Consider the following 19,432-nt stretch of genomic DNA (forward strand, 5'->3'; position numbering starts at 1 on the left):
GCTGATGCCGCACCCCGAAAAGAGAGACTGATGTCCGAACCAACCGAAATCGACCCGAACACCGTTCGGGAGCTCGAACGCGCGCGCGCCGACCTCAAGACACTGCGTGCCGAACTCAAAGGCGTGCAGGAAGACGCCGATCGCGCCCGCAAGGAGCGTGACGGTTTCAAGGGCCAGATGGAGAAGCAGCGGGCGGAGCATGACGCCAAGTTGGCCGAAGCCACCGCTGCAAATGACGCTCTCCGCGCCGAAAACGAAACGGCCATGACCGAACTGCGCTCGGCAGGCGACAAGGCCCTGATGCACGCGAAGGCCGAGGCAATCGCGACCCGACTGGGTGCTCATGACCCGTCTGATGTGGTGCGCCTGCTCGATCTCTCTGCCGTCAAGCGCGGCGAGGACGGCACGTTTGAAGGGCTGTCCGACGCCCTTGAAGCCGCCAAGGAGAGCAAGGCCTATCTGTTCGGCGAGCCGCCCAAGACCGGCGCCGAGCAAGGTACGACCCGCACCGCTCCTGCGCCCCAGCCGGGCAAGCCCGAGCCGGTCAACGCCCGCACAATGGCGACGCAGGATTACGAGGCGCAGAAGCGCCAGTTCCTCGCACGCTGACAATCCCTTTCCCCGCCTGGCTGATGCTGGGCGTGACTGTGCCTGATGGCACGCCCAACCAATTCAACAGACACAGGGACACGCCCCAATGGGTATCGAAAACTTCCCCGCCAACCTGGCGGCGGCCATTCAGCAAGGCTTTCTCGCTCGTGAATTCCAGAACGGACTACAGTCCAAACTCGGTTTCCGTGCGGTCGCAGATCGCGAGCTCTTCCCGGTTCAGATCGGTGAAACGCTGACCAAGACACGCAAGAGCCTCAAGACACCGGTAACCACGCCGCTGAACCCGGCCGCCAACACCAATTTCGACAACGGCCTTACGCAGAGCGGCTGGAGCGTCGAGCAATACACGCTGACGATCAACCAGTATGGCGATACGACCGACCTGAACATGGTTACGTCTGGCGTCGGTATCGCCAATCAGTTCCTCGCGAACGCCCATACCAATGGCATCCAGGCGATGCAGTCGCTTGATCGTCTCGCTCGGAACACGCTGTTTGGCGGCGGGCAAAACGGTGTCGGCGGCTATCTCGGCGGTAACACGCGTGTGACCACCACGCTTGGGGCTGCTGGCAGCACAGTGAAGGTCGACGATATCCGCGGCTTCCAGAATGTCCTGCTGAATGGCCAGGTCGTGCCGGTCAGTGCGACCAATGGTATGACGGTCACGGTCGGATCTGGCGTCTATACCCTGGTCGGTGTTCTGCTTGATGCACCCTCTGTCTCGACTGCGCCGAACGGTATTTCGGGCTCCCTCGTGTTCTCAGCGAATGTCGCTGTATCTGATGGCACCGCAGGTCAGGCGGTTCGCGCCGCAACTGCGCCGCTGGTGCTGCGCACGAACGGGCGCGCCACTTCCGCAGCATTCAAGTCTGGCGACACGCTCGGCATTCAGGATGTCAACGCAGCCGTTGCTACGCTGCGTTCGAACAATGTGCCGACCATCGATGGTCTGTATAACTGCTATCTGGACCCAATCCAAAGGCAGGCGCTGTTCCGTGATCCAGACTTCAAGGAGCTGTATCGCGGCGCCTACAACTCTGATTCCTACCGTGACGGTCAGATCATCGAACTGCTGGGTACTCGATTCATCGATACAACCGAAGCGCCGCAGCAGGCATCTCTTGGCGCAGGCCCGATCCACCGTGCATTGATTGTCGGAAAGGGCGCGCTGGTCGAGGGCGATTACCAGAACACGGGTCATTCCGACATTCCGGGCATGGAAGAGGGGCTGATCGAGATGATCGATAGCGTCGCAATGGTGACGCGCGAGCCTCTTGATCGACTGAAGCAGATCATCGCGCAGTCGTGGTACTGGATCGGCGGCTTCGCTTTGCCGACCGATACGACCGCAACGCCGGACATTATTCCGACTGCCACCAACAGCTACCTCAAGCGCGGTATCGTGATTGAGAGCCTCGGAACTGACCAGATCGTTTCAGACTGATGGCACGGCGTCCGCGCAATCTGTCACAGCATGAGGAGGCGTCGGAAACGGCGCTTCCTCAGCCTCAGGTCATTCGCCTGACCGCGCCGCACGGCTTTATCGAGAGCGTCCATAACAAGGGCGTCTTTCACTGGCCTGCTGGCGAGGTTGTCACCAATCCCGCCACGGTTGCGCTCCTGATCGAGCGTGGCGCGTCCTGGGAGATTGTGGAATGTCAGGATCACTGACCCCCATTTCAGCGCCGGCTTTTGCGACTGCTCCGCTCACGAGTGATGAACTGGTCATGTGCCGCCGCTTCATGGGCTATCCGGCTCTTGGCGGCATCAGTTCGGGCGAGCAGTCGTGGCGCTTCTTCGCCGCCTACGGGTTCAACGAGTGGCGCTTCCAGAACATGTCACCCGCCGAACTGGCGCAGGTCCGTTCCTACCTGACGAACTGCACCAGCCTCGAACAGGCGATCTACGGTGCTTCCGATAATCTCGATACCGATCAGGCGGCGGTCTGGAGGCACAACCGGTCCGAGGTCGCCGACCGGGTGGCCCTTTACAACTATTGGCGTCAGCAGCTTTGCGCGTTCTTCGGTGCCCCTGTTGGCCCCGGCGTTTACGGGCAGGCGGGGCGCATCATCGTTTGAGGTCGAGCATGGACTACAAAGACGATCCCATCATCACGAACGCCAATGGCTTCGCCCTGCCCCGTATCGCCTGGGCACTGGTCGAGGATGGCACGGTGCGCGCCGTTGCTCATACCTATGACGACCAGGCTGCGCCGTTCGGAGATGCACCCGTGGCCGTAGCAGGTCAGGTGCCGCTTATTGGGCGTTGCGCTCTCAAGGTGACGGGCGCTGGGGCCATGATCGGCCATCTTGTCGATCGCAACGGCAACGTGTCGGCGTCTGGCGGACGCGAGGCGGCCCTCGGCCCAGAGATGGCGGCCTATCACGACGCTTGGCCCGCACCGGTTGCTGCTACTGCATCCGAGGCAGAGCCGGAACAACTGCCGCCCGAACTACCGCCGCCTGACAAGCCTGGAGAGTAAGCGCCATGCCACCCATCAACCAGGGCGTATGCCAGACCGCTATTCAGCGCCATGTAGCGCGCGGATATGGACAGGCCGCAAAGCGCCTTGGGTCAGTGGCACATCAATACCGGCCATCCTGTCTGACGATGCCCTGCGAGCCCGAACCTTATGCGCTCGTGATGGCAACATTCAACGATGACCCGGAATTTGCGTTCCGGCGTCCCGTCCAGTGGGGCAAGCCGGTCGCATATGGCCTTTTCGATACGACCGATGTCGCGCCGGGCGATGTGTTTGTGCTGCCCAACGAGGGCACGTTCTTCATCACACGGTTCGAGCCCTTCCGGCCAGCGCAGGCCATTCTGAGCAATGCAACGGTCACTTTGTCTGGTGCGCCGGGCGCAGGGTCAGGGCCGTCTTCAGGGGGCATCTCCTGCCCGCTCGTTGGGTATCAGCCGGGATATGGCGGGGCGACGGAGGGGGATGTGAGGTTAGCCACCGGCTGGCCTGCCTGGATTGGTGAGCCCGGACGTGGCTATGTGCCTCAGACGGGAACGCCCGGCGCGCTTCCAGCTGCAGCGCTTCTCATGCGGCTACCGGTCATGCCCGGCTTTTCCCCGACCGCCTATATGACGGTCGCGACCCAGGCGGGGCAGGCCTACACAATCACCGGCGTTGCTTCCTCGCAATACGGGCATGAATGCCTGATGGTCACACAGCAGGTCTGACATGTCCGATATTTCGAGCGTAGCAAACGGGCTGGCGCAGCTTTGTTCGAGCCTGCTCTACCCGAACGGCACGAACGCCGCCTCAGTCTCTGGACGCCGAACGATCATCCAGCGTGGGTGGCTGACCGAGTCCGTCATGTCCGGCATATGCGGCCCTCAGGGCGGGACAGACTATGTGCTCGTCATGCCGGTGCAGGGCGCATATCGCACCATTCCCGAGCCGCTGGGCTGGCCTTGGGAAACAGGCCCGATCACGGCCCCCACTGTATCGCTGAGCATCGCAGGCAACACGGCAACGGTCTCGCTCGCCTCCGGATCGGTGCCGGGCGGCAATGTCGGGCTTCAGGTTCGCGCCGATGCGAACGCGCCATTCCCCGACCGCCTGGCCGCTGTTCATGCTGTGCGGTCCTCAGACACGCCCGCAACGATTGCGGCCGCTCTGGCCGCTTTCTTCCCCGGCGCAACGGTGCAGGGGCCGACCCTCACCATTACGAACGCAATCGGGCTGACCCCGGCCACGGGCGGAACCGGCACGGCAACGCGCATCACCCGGCGTCAGCAGCAGCTCTTTCTGGTCACGCTTTGGTCGGGCGCGCCTGAAGGACGCGATGCGCTCGGCTCGGCCCTCGATGGGGCGTTGTCTGGCGTGACATGGTTTGCAGCCTCGGACGGCGCGCAATGCCAACTCAAATTCGCCGGGTCTGCTGATATCGACACGATGCAGGCCCAAAGCCTCTATCGGCGCGATATGCGCTTCAATGTGATTTACGACACCACACAGATCCAGGCCGCAGCGCAGATGCTCTTTAGCGCCGGTGTGGTGCATGTCCAGACGCCTGATGGCCCTGTGATCCAGACATTCGGGTCTGTCATCCCTGACAGCCTGCAATGATGCCTCCTGAGGGACGGCACTGACGCCCCTCGCCTCTTTCAAACTCACCCTTCGAGGATAATTCATGAGCGGCACAACCACGCTATCGAGCGGGGGCAGCGGGGCTGCGTCTGCCGAGCCGGCGGCCAATCCGACCGTATCGGGCGCGACAACCACCAAGCCCGCGACTGTCAGCCCGGCGCCTGACTACGCCTACATCCCCCGCGAGCCCCTGACCGTACTCGGCAAGAACTGCCCGGCTTTTGCGCCGATCACCGACGCTGCGACGATCGCCGAGATCGAGGCGACCGGTCAGGTCAATCACTGCACGCGGGTCAGTGCCGCATCCCTTGGAGGCTGATTCATGTCGAGGATCTATCAAAGCGGTCAGTTGAACACGACCGCACTTACTGTGCCGGATCTCTATGTCTCGATCGTGCAGCCGCAAACGCTGCTCAATGGCGTGACATCGGGGCGCGTGGGCATTGTCGGCACGGCCTCGTGGGGCCCGGTCAACACGCCCGTCATCATTGGCGGCATGGGCGACTATCTCGTCGCCTTCGGCCCCAAGCAGGCAGCCGCGACCGATATGGGGCTGGCGGTCAATATCGCCTCGCTACAGGGTGCCTCTGACTTCCGCTGCGTGCGCGTGACCGATGGGACTGACACGGCGGCCACAGGCACACTGACGGGCTTGCTGAACCTCACGGCGCGATACACCGGCACATCGGGCAACGCCCTGTCGATGACGGTGCAGAAAACCGCCACGCAGTATCAGATCACGCTCAGCGCGCCATTTGCGCAGACCGCCGAAGTCTATTCGGTCGCTATCCAGAGCAGCGTTCTGGCCTCGATGCAGGCGATTGTCAGTGCGGTGAATGCTGCGAGCAAGCTGGGCATCCTTACGGTGGTTGCCTCACCCGGTACGGAACCTACCTACCCGGCGACGGTCGCCCTGACTGGTGGCACCAATGGCAGCGCCCCAGGCACAACCGCCTTCATTGGCTCGGATGGCTCCGTGTCGGGTGCCGGAACAGGCATGTATGCCCTGCGCGGTCAGGGCTGCGCCCTGGGCATGCTGCATGGCCTGACCGATGCGAGCACCTTCTCGACGCAGGCGGCATTCGGCCTCGTCGAGGGCGTTTACATGGTCGGCAGCATGTCGGCCGGCATGAGCGTTTCTGCTGCGGTCTCCGCTATGGCAGCTTCGGGTGGCGCCTCCTACGCGCTCAAGGTCATGCACGGCGACTGGCTGTGGTGGAACGATGACACGAACGGGCTGATGCTTGCGCCTCCGCAGGCTTTTGCGGCTGGCGTGATCGCCAATCTGGGTCCGCAGAATGCCAGCCTGAACAAGCAGCTTGCAGGCATCGCCGGGAGCCAGAAGGCAGGGCAGACTAGTGCGGGCGGTACGACGACCTACTCGACAGCAGAGCTCTCTGCCCTGATCGGTGCCGGTCTGGACGTGATTGCCAACCCCGCGCCAGGTGGCGCCTATTGGGCGTGCCGATCGGGTCACAACACCAGCCTGACAGCCACCGTGCAGTCCGACAGCTACACGCGCATGACCAACTACCTGGCCACGACGCTGGCAGGCGGCATGGGCGTTTATGTGGGCGCTGTCGTCAATGACACGCTGTTCGCCGAGATCCGCGCGACCATTCTCGGGCTCTTGTCCGGTATGTTGGGTCAGGGTCAGCTGGCGACGGTCAATGGCGCCCTGCCCTACACCGTGATCTGTGATCGCACGAACAACCCCGTCACCCGCACCGCACTCGGCTACGTTCAGGCCGATATCGCCGTGCAGTATCAGGGGATCAACGAGAAATTCATTCTCAACCTTCAGGGCGGCGCCTCGGTGCAGATCGCCTCGGCTAGCGGGAGCGTCTGATGGCCAACATGTTCAATGTCGGGCGGGATTGCCAAGTCGTCCTGCTCTGGAACGGCACCAGGATCAATATGCCGATCGTCACTGGCTTCCAGAGCCAGCAGCAGACCCATCAGGTCAACAGCACGCCGCTCAACTCGCCTCCCATCTTCACGGATATCGAGAACGGCTGGCGCGGTCAGTTCGACGTGGACCGTAGTTCTGCCGATCTGGACAGCCTTATCGCTGCGAAAGAGGCCGCGTTCTGGAACGCTGGCACGATCGGTCAAGGAACCATCTATCAGTACATCAACGAAAAGGATGGCTCCACGACGACATGGGAGTACGCGGGTTGCACGGTCAGACTCTCGGATGCCGGTCGCTGGCAGTCTGAAAACAAGACCTCCCAGCGCCTCGAATTCAATGCCAGCACAAGGACGAAAATCTCGTGACTGATACCATCAAAGACGCCAAGGGGCGTGAAATCGAAGTGCGTGAAGTTGTCGGGAGCGCCATGTCCCGCCTGGCACGCCTCAGTGGCGAAGCATTCGGCGCCAATCTCTGGACCACAGCCACGATTGCCCGGGCGAGCGTTGTGTCGATTGATGGCGTTCCCCTGCCGCCGCGCATCTCATCGCTCAACGACATCGACGGCCTCTGGGACAGCGTGGATGCAGAGGCGGCTTCGGCTGCGATCGAGTGGATGCAGGCCCGTCAGGAAAAGGCTGTTGAAGAGGCAAAAAACTCTTCGGCGCCCCAGGCTTCCGAGACCGCCTCTGGCTCGTAAAGAATGGGGTGCCTTACCTCACGGCAACTGAAGAACTGACTGACGCCGAGGTCATGGCCCACGCGATTGCCTTCTCTGAAATGGAGGGCAATCGCTTCGATTGGGACCAGATGCAGTTTGAGAGGCGCGACGATGCGTGATTTCACCCCCGAGGCCTTTGCCGCCTTTCTAGGTGAGGCCGCTCTTGCGGTAGAGCATCGCAAGCGAAGCGCTCTCGAAGAAGCCGCACGCATTGTCGAGCACGAGGCCAAGGCTGAGATTGGGCATTACCAGGAACAGGCCGGGCCGTTCGTGCCATGGGCGGAACTGGCGGATGCGACCAAGGATGATCGTGTTCGACAGGGCTTCACCGAGAACGACCCTGGCCTGCGCTCTGGCACGATGGGCGACAGTATCAACCACCGGGTTGAGGGCTCCGAGGCCCATATTGGCTCCGATGATCAGAACCTTGCCTATTTCGAGCTTGGAACTGAAAAGCAGTCGCCCCGCACGGTTCTGGCCGGGGCTCTCATCAGAAAGACCGACGAGGTGGTCGAGACCCTTGGACGGCGCTTTGTTGCCAGCCTCACTGGTGACGGGGTGGCGAATGGGGCTTTGCCGCTGGATGGGGAGCGGTGAGAGATTGGTCTGTAACGCACGCTAGGCGTGAAAGCGGGCCGGTATGCCGGGACCGCGATCGTCGCCGTGGATGCACACCTCGTCAACCCCATCCTCCAGCGACAGTAAGGCACCTCCGGCAAACCGGATCGCGTCGTTGAGCAGGTTATCGATCGCGTCACGAACACTGTCGTCAGCTTCCACCACGACGATCCGCGCCACGCTATCTTCCATATCTTACCGTAAATTGAGATTTTATTGCGATAGTGTCTCGAAAATGACTTAGGATACTGAGGTGGCACAGGCACAATACATCTACGCCCTAGAGACCTCCAACCAAGGAAGGAAATGCGGGCAAGTGCGTTTTAAAAATCATCGGCAGCTATGGTGTACGATCGCCGGAGTGGCTGGGTGTATCGCCGCTTCTGCATCGGCGCAGTCCATGTCAGGTAGCAGCATGAAGGTGGCAAGCGAGGCCATCACCGAACAGCATGACTTATGTCAGCACGATGCCGGCCGGCTATGGGGGCTGAGCATTTGCGGACCGATCATGCTCGTCGATCCTAAGACGCGAACTCTCTATGCGAACAGGAATACGACTGAGCATGATTTGCGGGCAAAGGGCTCCCTGTTCACCGGGACGCTCCCCCCGGACGTCAGCATCGCCAACACCTCGATCGACTGGGCCGGAATTCGTTGGATAATGGTCTTGCTGCCGCTGCCGTCGGACATGGTCGCGCGTGACACGTTATTGATGCATGAATCGTACCACCGCATCCAGCCCGCACGCCTCCCTCCGCCGAAGGCAGCCCTACCGGATCATCTCGACACGTATGATGGGCGCATGCTCCTTCGCCTCGAATGGCGGGCACTGGCGTTGGCGCTACGGACTAGTGGCGACGCACAGCGTTCCGCGATCTGTGACGCGCTCGCTTTCCGAAAGCTCCGTCGCGGTCTGACAAAGGACGCGGCCGAACGGGAGAATGCGTTGGAGATACTGGAGGGCATCGCCGAATATACCGGCAAGCGTCTCGGCGCCGGCAGCAAGGCGGTACCATCAACGATTGACACCCTCTCAACATACGATCAGCGCGACGGTTATGTGCGGAGTTTCGCCTATGCCTCTGGCCCAGCCTACGGCCTGTTGCTGGACCGCCTCTCTCCTGCTTGGCGGGAAAAGGTGCGGCCGGGAAGCGATCTTGGTGAGATGTTGCATCGTGCCATTGGCAACGTCGCTTTGCCGCAGGTGATGTCGATCCGTGATCATTACGGCTATGCGGACATTCAGCGCCAGGAGACTGCGAAGGCGGACGCTCATGGCCGCCAGGCCGCAGTGTGGCAGTCGGCTCTGGTCGACGGCCCCGTGTTGCGAGTGCCGTTGATTCACATGAAGATCGAGTTCAACCCGCAGACTGTCTTTGCCTTGCCGCCGTCGGGCACAGTCTACCCCACCGCAATCATTCGCGACGATTGGGGCACCCTTACAGTCCGGCAAGGTGTGTTGATTTCGAACGACTGGAAATCGGCATCCGTCGCTGGTCCCTCAACCGTTCAGGGCGACGACTATACTGGAGACGGATGGCTTCTAAAACTTTCGCCTGATTGGATTTTGTCGAACGGCAGTGTTCGTCACCGGTGACGACCAAAGTTTATTTCTTCCATCCCGGCAGCTTTTCACCAGTGGGTCTGAACTCGCCCTTTGTTGTGACGTGCCGGTCGAGGGGTGGGGAGTAGGTTTTTTACGGCGTCTTAGTGAGGATGCATCGCTTATTTTTTCATTTACGGATAAATGGTCCACTCTACCTGACGGAGAAGCGAAAACATGTTTGGCAGGTTACTTCTTGGGGGCGCCGCTATCTTCGTGTCAACGCTATGCGGTCATGCGGAGGCGCAAGAGTTCCGTGTGACTGCGTCACAAGGTAATTGGACAGCTGCCGAGCATACTGCTTCTGATGGTTTGACTGTAGATGTGTGTGTCGCAGGATCACGCGACCGCGGCTTCTTATTGCGGGCCGATAAAGACTATATCGAGCTTCGTAGTGCAAACGGAAGCTGGTCTATGACTGTAGGTGATACAGGTGAAATGACTGTTATCGCTGGTGACTTCAGCCAATCATTCCAGATGACGGCTGAAAACGATCAAGTGTTAGCGACGGACGTTACTGCGGCGGATATGGGAGGTATGCTTGACGCCCTTAGCAAGGAGAAGAGCATCACCCTTTCTTACGGAAAGAAGACGTTACGCAAGCTCTCATTGGCTGGCAGCACAAAAGCGTTCAACAGTTTCCGTGCCTGCGTAACGAGCCATGGTTTCGGCAACCTCGGTAAGGCCGCCGGACCAGAGGGCTCACCATTTTAGTCCTCGCTTATCCATTGATCTACACCGCCGTAATGCGAGTATGTGCCTCGGTAAGGCTAGTTGAAAGTGTAGGAGTCTTCGCAGCAACTTGGCAGACGCTCGGGTTGAGGTACCCGCGTAGAAAGCACAGTTGATTAAATTCGACCCGCTCCACGCCTGACTTAAAAAGGCAAAAGCGTTATCGGTGCTCCCGCGTCGCCCAAGGCAGTTCATAGAAATTCCCACTCCCATCCGAATGTACAATTATAACGTCATGGGCGTATGGAAACGAATGCTGCAGAGCCACTTTTTGCCCCTGAATGTCCTCCAGACGTAAGTATTCTCCCGCGATGATCTGGCCGTCTTTCACGACGACGAGCATCCGACCAACTATGTCAGTCCTAGTCAGGATTACATCGCTTCCGCTTTCGCGATATCGGAAAACCCTCAACTCACCCTGTCGCAGAGCTGACTCCAGCCCGCGCTCAATATGCCAAAGCCGATCGTTCATCCTTTCAAAAAGCGTATTACGTGCGCTCTCCGCCTTTTCGAGTTCCGTAAGACGGTCAGATACATCAGAGAACGTTTCGTCTATCCGTCGCAAAATCTCGCCGGTTAACGTTAATCCGCGCTTTGCAGCCTCCGCCTCGAGTCTCTGGCGCAGCTGCCCTGTCAGCCTTAGTTTAAACAGTGAATCGGTGGCGTTATCGGTCATGGCTATTTATGGCCCATTATAGTCCTTGACGCCTATGGGCACGATATGGCCTTATTGTGACCATAGGCAAAATCGGGGAGACGATGAGACAGCAACTTCACTTCAAAATTCCCATGCCTGACGATGTGCGAGCATGGCTCGACAGTTCAGCGCCGAAAGCACAACGAAGTCGGGGAGCGCACATAATCTTTCTGCTTCGGCAGGAAATGGAAAGAGAAAAGGCGACGGGAACACGCCTGGCAGCAAATCCCGTCGCCTCAACCACCGAATAAGGAAACAATGGTTATGACCGTGGATATCATAAGCACGCCTGTAATTTCCAGTCAGCTTTCAGGCGGCAGCAAAACCATGTCGAGCCGCGAAATTGCCGAGCTGACAGGCAGTTCGCACGACAATGTTCTCAAGACTGTCCGGGCACTCGTGAAAAGGAGGGTCATTTCTGGAAACGAGACCCCATACACGCACCCGCAGAACGGACAAACATACACGGAGTTTTTGCTAGACTACCGGAACACGATGGTCGCCGTCTCTGGATATAGCCCGGAGCTTCGCGCCAAAATTATCGACCGATGGTTAGATCTGGAAAAAGGTGTTGCTGTAACAGCAGCACCCAAACGCCCGCGCAAACCGGCCTTCGACACGACCTACACGCGCCTTCTCAGGATCGCCCGCACCCTCCCCGGCTTTGACGAGAACCAGCAGTGCCTCCACGCAGCGCGTGGCACTTTCAACATGACTGGCGTTAACCCGCTCGAAATCATGGGCGTCACATCCATCGCAGCCCCGAACAATGACGCCTACCTGACGGCAACCGAGATCGGGAAAGAAATCGGCCTCAGTGCCGTGGCTGTGAACAAGCTGCTTATCGCCGAGGGCTATCAGGTCAAGGTCCAGGCATCGTCATCGGGCTCGGATTATCAAGCCACGGAGAAGGGCGCACCCTTCGGACGTATGTTCGACACGACGCGCAAAGGCGGCAAGGGATCACAAGCAACCCTGAAATGGTCCAACCGGATCGCGAAGCATCTGCGCCCTTTCTCCCGCCCGAAGGATGCAGCGTCATGAGCGCGCTGACACTGGCCGGCGTCGCGGGGTCGAACAACCACGTCAAGCGGATCGATCATATGGGGCTGTTCCCGACGCTGCGCCGGGGCGACTATGTCATCTGGCAGGACGTGGCGGGCTTTGTAGAGGAAGGGCTCTATGTTGTCTCGGCTGGCGGCGCGGATCAGGTCTATCAGGTGCAGAACTGCGGCGGTCGGCTCCGCTTGCTTTGGCCCGAACGCGACATCGACCCGAGGACACGGGCGCTGAAGCCGACCGCGAGGCCACAGGAAATCGAGATGGAAGCGTTCGCGATGTGCTGCCGAGGCTTTGTAGTTGCCTCAGTGGCTGTTCATAAGGAGGCGGCGCTACTCGGGCGAGAGGCGTTGGCCCCGGTGCAGCGAATGCGCCCTGCCCTCGCCTAAAATCCCAACCAGGCAGTGATCGCGTCGTCGAGCAGCCAGTAAGCGAATACTGCAAACACGACCATGAAATAAATCACTACTGGTCCGCACACGATCAGCAGGAGCGCCGCTGAAGAAACATCGTGCGGCGCCATCCAGCGCCCATGAGTTGCTTGTTTGGGCGCGGTGGTAACAACACGCCTCACTTGGCCGGTAGGTTTTCGCGCCGAGGCCTTTTCAGGTTTGCGCTCCCGCAGTTGCGGCATCTCAGCGACCATATCTGCCTGCATCTGACGCCACATAGGCGTTCCACCATCATCGAATTCGTCGTCTGTTTCGTCACGAGATGGGCGCATGCCCGGAGTATAGCATATGGCTGACGTCTATCGCATCGGTGTTGCGATCGGCATGACCGACAATGCCACGCAAGCACTGCAGACGCTGGCATCAAAAGTGCTTGGCCTCAACATGGCGGCGAAGGATCTGGAGCGCGGGCTGAACCGCGCAAAGCTTGCCGCAGTTGGGCTGGTGGGAGTTCTTGGTGGCTCGGCAATTCTGCGCGGCGTCAACTCAATGGCCGAAGCAGGCGCCAAGCTTCAGCGCGCCCAGACCGCCATGCTTCAGGCGGGTATGACCCAAAAGCAGATCGCGCAGGAAACGGCGGTCGCCTATAATTCGATGAGCCAGGTGCGTGGCCCGGACATCACCGAGCGTTTACAAAAGATCATCGAACTTCGCAGCATCGTCGGAGCTGGAAAGAGCGGTGACGATTATAGGGAGATCAACGCGGCTTTCCCCGACTTTCTCCGCGTGGAAAGTCTTTATGGCAAGGGTGGCGCGCAACAGATCTTTCGAACGGTCGAAATGCAAGGCGGGGCGCGTTACGATGCCAATGGAAATTTCGATAAAGAGCGGCTGACCAATTATCTTGATGCTGCGCTTCGTACCCTCCAGGCGTCTGGTGGGAATCTCAGACCGCAAGATCTCCTGAATGTCATACAGATGAGTGCGGTCACGGCCCGTGGCATGACGCCTGATGCTTTCTGGAACATGATGATGACGCCCGCACTGGAGATGCGCGGGCATCTTGCAGGAACTGCCGTGAGTGCGATGTCGCGTGCTTTCTACGGCGGCATCATGCCTGATCACGATGCGCGGGAGTTGGAACGGCTCGGTATCTTGAGCGGTGGCTCAATTAAAAAAATGGGTCATCTGACCCCGGAACAGCGGGCCGACCTCAAAGCGCATGGCTACCACGTAGGCCGTGGAGGGGTCGTCACTGTCCGGCGTGATGGAGTCAAGGGCGCAGACGAGCTGAATGACCCGAACCGCGGATTTTTCCCGTGGATAAGGGACGTTCTCGCTCCTAGCCTACGCCACGACTACGACACTAATGTTGCCACGCGCCCAGGCAATACTGAGACTTACGATGCTTTTGTGAGAAGGGAAATTCTACAGGCGCTGCCAACAGAGACGGCGCGAAGGTTCTCAGCACTGATGGTCCAGCAGATCACAAGCGTCGAACGTGATGCGACCCTGAGGCAGCAGGCTTCAGGGCTTAGCGCCTACGATCTCGCACAGCAGAACTACACCCAACAGCTTGAGAATATGCGGCACTCGTGGGCGTCTCTCATGGAAACGCTCGGCCTCCCAGCCGCCAAAGATGCTGCGAGCATCATGCAGGGGATCAGCCACGGGCTTGATAGTCTTACAAAGGCTGCGGCATCGCACCCTGAGACAGCGCAATGGATGCTGCGTGTAGGAGCGGGCCTCGGCGTTTTGTTGGCGTTGGGAGGTACGGCCGCTATTGCCGGTGTCGCATTTGGAACCATGGCCGGAGGTATCCGCACGATCGGCGGTGTAGCAAGCCTGGGTGTGAGATCGTTAGGGCTACTCAGTTCTGGACTGAGCAAGATCGGCCTCATTGCCGAGGGTGGATCTCTGATTGTCGCGGCAACGGGCCTGACGGCTCTCGCGGCTGCGATCGGCGGTATCATCTTGGCTGTCAATCTGTGGAACCGACAGGATCAGATCAAAGCCGACCACGCTGCGCAACTGAAAGCGCATCCAGAAATGCAGACGCCCATCTACGGTGATGCACCGCTGAACTGGTCAGATCTGAATCCTCGCACTTTCATGCGCCACTATCTCAACCGTAAGCCGATTTGGGAGCATGGCCATTGGGTGATCGACCCTAAGGCGCAAACTGCTCAGAGCGATCTATCGTCGCTCACAGGCTACAGCGGCTACACACCAACAAAGCCCGGCCCACGCCAAGTCTCAAACGAGAATGTTCCAATCATCGACCGACTGAATGCGGCGCGGGTCTTCCCTGAGAACGCCGGGTCAACGCGCCGTAGCGATCGGACATCGAGCGGCGCATCGCCCTCGGGATATGGAACGGAACAGCGCACCCAGAGCCAGACGCTCCACCTCACAGTGCCCCTCACCCTAGACAAACGCGAACTCGGCCGAGCGATCCTGCAGATCAACCTGGACGACGCCCGGCGCTCCAACCGGGCTCAGTCGGGCGCGTTCGACGGGCTGGCGAGTGCACAGGTGCCGGGGATGAGTGTGGGGTATTAACCTGACCTACGGCCGACTAACGCTGTACTCATGCACGTGGACAAAGCTAATCTAGAGAAGTGCTGCGCCGATGGAGACAACGCGACATTGGACTGTACAATTTTGTCGTGACCGGTGACACCCCTCCGCCAGTTCTCGAGCCTGTTGAGCGTGCGCTCGATGCGGTTCGTCAGCTTGCAAGCGTGCCGGTCAACGCTCACTCCGCTTCCGTCGCCCCAATCGTATCGTCCAATGCAACCTCCGGATAACAGCATTGAATCAAACCCGCTCATCCGCATCAAGTTTGTATACGAGCGTTAATAATGTAATTTATTACAGGTATATGTTGCTGTATTCAATAGTTATTAATTTCTACAAATAAAGCGTATCATATATTGTTTTTTATACTTCTGCGTGGTCTTATTCCATTGTGGTTTCTTGTAATATGCATTCTATTTACCATAATGCAAACTAACTTGCCAGGTGCTATATTGTGTCAAAAAAATGACAGATTTCAGAGGTTTATTGCGCAGCCATCTTTCAAAAGGAGCCTCTGTATGCCCAGCCAAATTTTTGCCCCAGGCGAATACACTTTTTCAGGCGTATATTTTACCACCAGTGGTGAGACGGGGAGTTTCGACAATAGTGATATTCATGATGACGTTACTGCGACGATAGATGGCTGGAAGATAAGTTTTAATGACCCAAATAACGGTGGTTCTATTGTTTGGGATTACGACTATACATGGGGTAACCCAAGTTGGGGATTTTTAATTCTCGGATCCACCAGCGGTGCGTATCATATCATTTTCCTCGGGGATCAGAAGGTAGATTGGAGCAAGGTGAAGATTTCTTATCCTGGAGCTGGAGAATCAAGTGGTGTCGATAATCGTTTTACCGTGACAGTAAATGGCGTCACGGCTGATCTCTATCAGGATGATTCTGGAACTGCGCCAGATCGTTACACGCCATGTTATCTTGCTGGCTCGAAAGTATCCTCGCCGAAAGGACTTATCCCCGTAGAACAACTTAATATCGGTGACGAAGTATATATATTCAGGGACAGTCAGAAAATTATAGCGCGTATCGTTTGGTGCGGAACATCTACCGTGAGAGCATGTATCGGAAAACCTCTGGATCTCGCAAAATATCCGATTATCATCGAACCGGGCGCACTTGACGACCAGGTCCCTCTCGAGCCTCTGCGCATCACGGCAGAGCATTGTCTGTGCATTGACGATAGGCTCATTCCAGCTCGCATGCTCGTGAACGGTCACTCAATCCGATACGATACTGATATGACGGAATACAGTATCTACCATTTTATGACAGGCGATCATGCCATTATCGAGGTCAACGGGGCACTCTCCGAGACGCTCTGCGTGGAGGGCTTAGGCAATTGGAGATTCGACAAATCAAAAACGGCTGTGAGCATGGACCAACTCGCAGTTGCCGAGGGCAACAAGCGAGCTCGCCCTCTAGATACGTCTCGACATTTCGTCGAAGGCGTTTTCAAACGCATCATCGGGCGGTGTGGGGGAGAGCACGCACCTGATATCATCGCTTCTTCGATAGATAGTGAGTCTGAAGATGTCACCATCATAACAGACTGCGGTGACGAAGTTCGTCCCGTCCGTGCGTCCCAGAACCGTCTCACCTTCCAAATTGGGGGGCGTTCCTCGAAGATCATGATAAAATCGTCTTCTGCTCGCCCATGTGATCAACTCGGGCCATTTGTCGATGATCGCCGTGAGCTAGGTATCCTTGTACAAAAAGTTATTATTTACGGCGCAGAAGTCGGTTGTTGTCGGGAGTTGGATATAGCGGATAAGGCGCTCAAAGGCTGGAATATATGTGACGTATCCAATATGCGATGGACGAGAGGTTGCGCTGAGCTACGCATACCTCAAGACATCGCAATACATCCTTTCGTTCTATCTATTGAATATATGAGTCGTCGGGAATGTCTGAGTGGATACGGTTCACAAGGTTAAGGTCTCATAGCTAGTAAATGACGGTAGCGGCCAGGCAGATGGCTGAGAAGATGGTGGCCGACCTTTACCGGCGGTAGCCTCGCAGCTTTAGAGACGCCGTTCCCTTCTCCTTGGAATCTGCTCGAAGCGAGCAGCATATCGGTAACTACCATGGTAGCCATGAGCGCGCCCTGTCAGGCGTATGACGACGGGACTAAGCGTACGGACGCGACGGGCTTCGCCTGACCGTTGCCCTTTCCCATTCCTCACGCTATCGTGAGGCGTCTGTGGTAGACATTCGCCCCCGTGTCATCCGCGGGGGCGTTTTGCGTTCTGTCTCAGTTCGTCGGGTTCTCGGGGGCGTCGGGAAGCGGTGCGTTCTCGCCCGGCTTGGGCTCAGGTGCCGGATGGCTGGGATCGTATGTCGGTGTCGGTTTCGAGGTCATGCGGGCTTTCCTCCATCCTCGGGATGATCGGGATGTTCAGGCGCGTCATCCTGCTGCGGGCTCGTGTCGGGATACGGCTCAAACGGCTCGTCGCTCCCCGGCTTGGCTAGGTTCGGCTTGTTTGTCATCGTCGTTTTCCAGAGGTGAGATGACTCAAGGCAGGCGGGGCAGCAGAGTTGCATTCCTCGAAAGCGGCATACCTAGAGTGGCAGCTGCTCAAATTTCCCGTTTTTCCCCATTGGCAATTTGAAGAGCGACCCACCCGCCGTTTTGCTGATGAAATCCTCGATCTCCGGCCAACGCCATATCAGATTGGATGCGATTTGATGCACCTGAGTCTTTTGATAACTCGACGCCAGGACAAACCCGCGCAACCTTGCCTGCCTAAATGCTACTCTCTCAGCGCGGTTTTTTTGAATGCGTCCATCGCCGGTCATAACTATCCATGCCTCCTTCTCCCGTTGAAGGAAAGACATCCATTCCAGATCGGAGGCGTGTCTACCGCAGGGCAGGTCACGGATATGCATCGCTGCGTGACCGCGGTGGATTAGAAACCCGTTCAGCGTTTCGGCAAGCACCGGCGAAGTACAATTGTCGAAGAAGACCTTCACGCAGCAATAGCGGGCTCAGACAGCCAACGCTCGAATGCGATGGCGCGGCGCACTGCACGCACCGGAACGTCCCAGAGTTTAGCGACAAGCTCGGCAGAACCCTCTGACTTAACTGCCGACACTAAATGCTCGGTAGGAACGGATGTCTCTTGGTCAATAGGTTTGCCGAAAGACCGTGCAGGATCAATGAGGATTCCTGCTTTCTCACCTTGGGGCCACCAAGCTGCAGGATATAACCCGTCAAACTTGATATCTTTCAGGCTGCCGTTGACTATTCTTGAGAACGCATATTGATTTTTGAAGAGATCCAAGCACTCTGGCTCGCCCTCATCTTCTTCATCTCTAGCAAGCTGCAGGAATACCGAACGTCCATCAGTTTTCAGCCACTTGGTCGCCAAGGGCCGCTCGCCAACAACTTGCTGAGCTATCTCTATCGCTTTTCTGAGTTTTTTCGCACTTAAGCCGTTAGCGATAAAGCTAGACGCGACCCGAGCTTCCAACATATCGCGAAAACTCAGATACGTCTTGCCGTCGTCGAGGTCGATCTCTGACGCCCATAATGGCTCGTAGTGCTTGCCATTAGCCTCGTGTCCCTGAAGCCACCTACGGATCTTCGACGGGCGAACACCTATCAAACGCCCAGCTTCGGCAGGGGTATACAGCCCTATGCCGACTAGGGTTTGCGCGCTCGCGTTCACTGATGCCACTCCGGTTCCTGATAAAAAATCACTATGCATGGCGTTTTCACAAATGTCATCTCAACAAACATTACGATCTGCATGATCGCTTCTCCTTGCCCCGCTTGACCAAACTTCCTACTGCGATCTGGTCTGATGCCAGACTGACGCCCCCATGGGTCGCCCTGGGGGCCGGCAATATCGTTGACATAGCCCCTGCCCCAGCGTCAGAATCTCCCCCATGAAATCCTCCCGCGCTCTGCTGCTCCTGGCGACGTTCCCCCTCCTCAGCGGCTGCTATTTCCACAACAAGAGCCCCGGCGAGACCGACGCGCGATGCGTAAACCGGCTTCTCGGTTCAACGCCCTTTGCAGAGGTCGCAGCGAAATGTGCCTCAGGCCCGATGACAGCGAGCGGGCAGCGGATGCTCGATGTATGGCAGGATGGCTATGCGACCAACGTTGCCGCCTCGCAGCATTGGCCTATGGTCATCCCTACACACGAGCAGATCAAAGCATACCTGGATGGCCGTTACGGTGTGGCGCCAGGCGGCTTTCGACCTTCCTCAGAGGAAAGCTGGGACAAGCACCTCATGGCTGTCGAGGCAGGCGAGAGCGCGTTCTGATCCTGATTTCCTTGTACTGCATGGCCATATGGGATAGGGATGTGTGGTTCGTGAAAGACCTGCGCCCATCGCCAAATGCAGGCTGCCCGAACAATCGGGCCTCTCTGAATG

General features: G+C 58.1%; 26 protein-coding genes. 20 read left to right on the plus strand and 6 right to left on the minus strand.

What is annotated here, in order from left to right; translation table 11 throughout:
• Positions 1–30 precede the first annotated feature (30 nt).
• The 13 genes from Asbog_RS07600 to Asbog_RS07655 all read left to right on the plus strand — a co-directional run bounded on the left by Asbog_RS07600 (position 31) and on the right by Asbog_RS07655 (position 7,944).
• Entirely contained in the window at positions 31–609 is a 579-nt protein-coding gene (locus Asbog_RS07600) for a phage scaffolding protein (protein ID WP_062164675.1), read from the plus strand.
• 88 nt (positions 610–697) lie between these two features.
• Positions 698–2,056 (plus strand): hypothetical protein, encoded by a 1,359-nt coding sequence (locus Asbog_RS07605; RefSeq protein ID WP_062164676.1) that lies wholly within the window; start codon positions 698–700, stop codon positions 2,054–2,056.
• Positions 2,056–2,283, plus strand: coding sequence for a hypothetical protein (locus tag Asbog_RS07610; RefSeq protein WP_231944535.1), 228 nt, complete (start codon positions 2,056–2,058; stop codon positions 2,281–2,283). The genes Asbog_RS07605 and Asbog_RS07610 overlap by 1 nt, the downstream gene beginning before the upstream one ends.
• Positions 2,268–2,690, plus strand: coding sequence for a hypothetical protein (locus Asbog_RS07615; RefSeq protein ID WP_062164677.1), 423 nt, complete (start codon positions 2,268–2,270; stop codon positions 2,688–2,690). Before Asbog_RS07610 ends, Asbog_RS07615 begins: the two co-directional genes overlap by 16 nt.
• Positions 2,691–2,698: 8 nt before the next feature.
• Positions 2,699–3,094 carry a hypothetical protein gene (locus Asbog_RS07620; RefSeq protein WP_062164678.1) on the plus strand — a complete coding sequence of 132 codons (396 nt, stop codon included), beginning with the start codon at positions 2,699–2,701 and terminating at the stop codon, positions 3,092–3,094.
• Positions 3,095–3,099: 5 nt separating this feature from the next.
• On the plus strand, positions 3,100–3,801 hold the full coding sequence (locus Asbog_RS07625; RefSeq protein ID WP_062164679.1) for a hypothetical protein: 702 nt from the start codon (positions 3,100–3,102) through the stop codon (positions 3,799–3,801).
• Position 3,802: 1 nt separating this feature from the next.
• The gene (locus Asbog_RS07630; protein WP_062164680.1) at positions 3,803–4,693 is read left to right on the plus strand and encodes a hypothetical protein; all 891 of its coding nucleotides are present in this window, start codon (positions 3,803–3,805) and stop codon (positions 4,691–4,693) included.
• 64 nt (positions 4,694–4,757) lie between these two features.
• On the plus strand, positions 4,758–5,033 hold the full coding sequence (locus tag Asbog_RS07635) for a hypothetical protein (RefSeq protein WP_062164681.1): 276 nt from the start codon (positions 4,758–4,760) through the stop codon (positions 5,031–5,033).
• Between the two features lie 3 nt (positions 5,034–5,036).
• A complete protein-coding gene (locus Asbog_RS07640) occupies positions 5,037–6,563 on the plus strand; it encodes a phage tail protein (RefSeq protein ID WP_062164682.1) in 1,527 nt (508 codons plus the stop codon).
• Positions 6,563–6,991 carry a hypothetical protein gene (locus Asbog_RS07645; RefSeq protein WP_231944536.1) on the plus strand — a complete coding sequence of 143 codons (429 nt, stop codon included), beginning with the start codon at positions 6,563–6,565 and terminating at the stop codon, positions 6,989–6,991. Before Asbog_RS07640 ends, Asbog_RS07645 begins: the two co-directional genes overlap by 1 nt.
• Positions 6,988–7,326, plus strand: a complete 339-nt coding sequence (locus tag Asbog_RS07650) for a hypothetical protein (RefSeq protein ID WP_062164684.1) — start codon at positions 6,988–6,990, stop codon at positions 7,324–7,326. Before Asbog_RS07645 ends, Asbog_RS07650 begins: the two co-directional genes overlap by 4 nt.
• 8 nt (positions 7,327–7,334) lie before the next feature.
• Complete coding sequence (locus Asbog_RS14750; protein WP_261763194.1) at positions 7,335–7,466, plus strand: hypothetical protein; 132 nt, start codon at positions 7,335–7,337, stop codon at positions 7,464–7,466.
• Positions 7,459–7,944, plus strand: a complete 486-nt coding sequence (locus tag Asbog_RS07655) for a phage virion morphogenesis protein (RefSeq protein ID WP_062164685.1) — start codon at positions 7,459–7,461, stop codon at positions 7,942–7,944. Before Asbog_RS14750 ends, Asbog_RS07655 begins: the two co-directional genes overlap by 8 nt.
• A 21-nt stretch (positions 7,945–7,965) precedes the next feature.
• On the opposite strand, the gene Asbog_RS07660 is transcribed toward Asbog_RS07655, so the two are convergent.
• The gene (locus Asbog_RS07660) at positions 7,966–8,145 is read right to left on the minus strand and encodes a hypothetical protein (protein WP_148640453.1); all 180 of its coding nucleotides are present in this window, start codon (positions 8,143–8,145) and stop codon (positions 7,966–7,968) included.
• 73 nt (positions 8,146–8,218) lie between these two features.
• On the opposite strand from Asbog_RS07660, the gene Asbog_RS07665 reads away from it, so the two are divergent.
• Together Asbog_RS07665 and Asbog_RS07670 are read left to right on the plus strand one after the other, a co-directional pair.
• Positions 8,219–9,562, plus strand: a complete 1,344-nt coding sequence (locus Asbog_RS07665; RefSeq protein WP_062164687.1) for a hypothetical protein — start codon at positions 8,219–8,221, stop codon at positions 9,560–9,562.
• Positions 9,563–9,826: 264 nt separating this feature from the next.
• Positions 9,827–10,282: a hypothetical protein gene (locus Asbog_RS07670; protein WP_146926629.1), complete on the plus strand. Its 456-nt coding sequence runs from the start codon at positions 9,827–9,829 to the stop codon at positions 10,280–10,282.
• Between the two features lie 178 nt (positions 10,283–10,460).
• On the opposite strand, the gene Asbog_RS07675 is transcribed toward Asbog_RS07670, so the two are convergent.
• Positions 10,461–10,976 (minus strand): hypothetical protein, encoded by a 516-nt coding sequence (locus Asbog_RS07675; protein WP_062164689.1) that lies wholly within the window; start codon positions 10,974–10,976, stop codon positions 10,461–10,463.
• A 285-nt stretch (positions 10,977–11,261) separates the two neighbouring features.
• Here Asbog_RS07675 and Asbog_RS14245 point away from each other — a divergent pair, with 285 nt between their 5' ends.
• A complete protein-coding gene (locus Asbog_RS14245) occupies positions 11,262–12,041 on the plus strand; it encodes a Rha family transcriptional regulator (protein WP_197669035.1) in 780 nt (259 codons plus the stop codon).
• Positions 12,038–12,445, plus strand: a complete 408-nt coding sequence (locus Asbog_RS07685; RefSeq protein WP_062164690.1) for a hypothetical protein — start codon at positions 12,038–12,040, stop codon at positions 12,443–12,445. The genes Asbog_RS14245 and Asbog_RS07685 overlap by 4 nt, the downstream gene beginning before the upstream one ends.
• Here Asbog_RS07685 and Asbog_RS07690 read toward each other — a convergent pair.
• Positions 12,442–12,780 carry a hypothetical protein gene (locus Asbog_RS07690; RefSeq protein ID WP_062164691.1) on the minus strand — a complete coding sequence of 113 codons (339 nt, stop codon included), beginning with the start codon at positions 12,778–12,780 and terminating at the stop codon, positions 12,442–12,444. The genes Asbog_RS07685 and Asbog_RS07690 overlap by 4 nt on opposite strands.
• A 16-nt stretch (positions 12,781–12,796) precedes the next feature.
• Here Asbog_RS07690 and Asbog_RS07695 point away from each other — a divergent pair, with 16 nt between their 5' ends.
• Both Asbog_RS07695 and Asbog_RS14250 read left to right on the plus strand, forming a co-directional pair.
• The gene (locus tag Asbog_RS07695) at positions 12,797–15,010 is read left to right on the plus strand and encodes a hypothetical protein (RefSeq protein ID WP_062164692.1); all 2,214 of its coding nucleotides are present in this window, start codon (positions 12,797–12,799) and stop codon (positions 15,008–15,010) included.
• 536 nt (positions 15,011–15,546) lie between these two features.
• The gene (locus Asbog_RS14250; protein ID WP_171840679.1) at positions 15,547–16,983 is read left to right on the plus strand and encodes a Hint domain-containing protein; all 1,437 of its coding nucleotides are present in this window, start codon (positions 15,547–15,549) and stop codon (positions 16,981–16,983) included.
• A gap of 421 nt (positions 16,984–17,404) precedes the next feature.
• Here the strand turns inward: Asbog_RS14250 and Asbog_RS14755 are convergent, their stop codons facing one another.
• The 3 genes from Asbog_RS14755 to Asbog_RS07715 form a co-directional block, all read right to left on the minus strand.
• On the minus strand, positions 17,405–17,536 hold the full coding sequence (locus Asbog_RS14755) for a hypothetical protein (protein ID WP_261763192.1): 132 nt from the start codon (positions 17,534–17,536) through the stop codon (positions 17,405–17,407).
• Positions 17,537–17,608: 72 nt separating this feature from the next.
• Positions 17,609–18,019 carry a PIN-like domain-containing protein gene (locus Asbog_RS07710; RefSeq protein WP_062164695.1) on the minus strand — a complete coding sequence of 137 codons (411 nt, stop codon included), beginning with the start codon at positions 18,017–18,019 and terminating at the stop codon, positions 17,609–17,611.
• Positions 18,016–18,756, minus strand: a complete 741-nt coding sequence (locus Asbog_RS07715; protein WP_062164696.1) for a hypothetical protein — start codon at positions 18,754–18,756, stop codon at positions 18,016–18,018. The genes Asbog_RS07710 and Asbog_RS07715 overlap by 4 nt, the downstream gene beginning before the upstream one ends.
• A 181-nt stretch (positions 18,757–18,937) precedes the next feature.
• Between Asbog_RS07715 and Asbog_RS07720 the strand changes: the two genes are divergently transcribed.
• Positions 18,938–19,321 (plus strand): hypothetical protein, encoded by a 384-nt coding sequence (locus Asbog_RS07720; RefSeq protein ID WP_062164697.1) that lies wholly within the window; start codon positions 18,938–18,940, stop codon positions 19,319–19,321.
• The last annotated feature ends 111 nt before the right edge of the window (positions 19,322–19,432 follow it).

Source organism: Asaia bogorensis NBRC 16594 (genome assembly GCF_001547995.1).
GTDB lineage: Bacteria > Pseudomonadota > Alphaproteobacteria > Acetobacterales > Acetobacteraceae > Asaia > Asaia bogorensis.

Coding starts and splice junctions, on each gene's coding strand:
- Asbog_RS07615 (WP_062164677.1), top strand. CDS start 2,268: ATGTCAGGATCACTGACCCCCATTTCAGCGCCGGCTTTTGCGACTGCT.
- Asbog_RS07620 (WP_062164678.1), top strand. CDS start 2,699: ATGGACTACAAAGACGATCCCATCATCACGAACGCCAATGGCTTCGCC.
- Asbog_RS14755 (WP_261763192.1), bottom strand. CDS start 17,536: ATGACAAACAAGCCGAACCTAGCCAAGCCGGGGAGCGACGAGCCGTTT.
- Asbog_RS07635 (WP_062164681.1), top strand. CDS start 4,758: ATGAGCGGCACAACCACGCTATCGAGCGGGGGCAGCGGGGCTGCGTCT.
- Asbog_RS07655 (WP_062164685.1), top strand. CDS start 7,459: ATGCGTGATTTCACCCCCGAGGCCTTTGCCGCCTTTCTAGGTGAGGCC.
- Asbog_RS07685 (WP_062164690.1), top strand. CDS start 12,038: ATGAGCGCGCTGACACTGGCCGGCGTCGCGGGGTCGAACAACCACGTC.
- Asbog_RS07675 (WP_062164689.1), bottom strand. CDS start 10,976: ATGACCGATAACGCCACCGATTCACTGTTTAAACTAAGGCTGACAGGG.
- Asbog_RS07715 (WP_062164696.1), bottom strand. CDS start 18,756: ATGCATAGTGATTTTTTATCAGGAACCGGAGTGGCATCAGTGAACGCG.
- Asbog_RS07630 (WP_062164680.1), top strand. CDS start 3,803: ATGTCCGATATTTCGAGCGTAGCAAACGGGCTGGCGCAGCTTTGTTCG.
- Asbog_RS07690 (WP_062164691.1), bottom strand. CDS start 12,780: ATGCGCCCATCTCGTGACGAAACAGACGACGAATTCGATGATGGTGGA.
- Asbog_RS07720 (WP_062164697.1), top strand. CDS start 18,938: ATGAAATCCTCCCGCGCTCTGCTGCTCCTGGCGACGTTCCCCCTCCTC.
- Asbog_RS07605 (WP_062164676.1), top strand. CDS start 698: ATGGGTATCGAAAACTTCCCCGCCAACCTGGCGGCGGCCATTCAGCAA.
- Asbog_RS07625 (WP_062164679.1), top strand. CDS start 3,100: ATGCCACCCATCAACCAGGGCGTATGCCAGACCGCTATTCAGCGCCAT.
- Asbog_RS07600 (WP_062164675.1), top strand. CDS start 31: ATGTCCGAACCAACCGAAATCGACCCGAACACCGTTCGGGAGCTCGAA.
- Asbog_RS07645 (WP_231944536.1), top strand. CDS start 6,563: ATGGCCAACATGTTCAATGTCGGGCGGGATTGCCAAGTCGTCCTGCTC.
- Asbog_RS07610 (WP_231944535.1), top strand. CDS start 2,056: ATGGCACGGCGTCCGCGCAATCTGTCACAGCATGAGGAGGCGTCGGAA.
- Asbog_RS14250 (WP_171840679.1), top strand. CDS start 15,547: ATGCCCAGCCAAATTTTTGCCCCAGGCGAATACACTTTTTCAGGCGTA.
- Asbog_RS14245 (WP_197669035.1), top strand. CDS start 11,262: ATGACCGTGGATATCATAAGCACGCCTGTAATTTCCAGTCAGCTTTCA.
- Asbog_RS07640 (WP_062164682.1), top strand. CDS start 5,037: ATGTCGAGGATCTATCAAAGCGGTCAGTTGAACACGACCGCACTTACT.
- Asbog_RS07695 (WP_062164692.1), top strand. CDS start 12,797: ATGGCTGACGTCTATCGCATCGGTGTTGCGATCGGCATGACCGACAAT.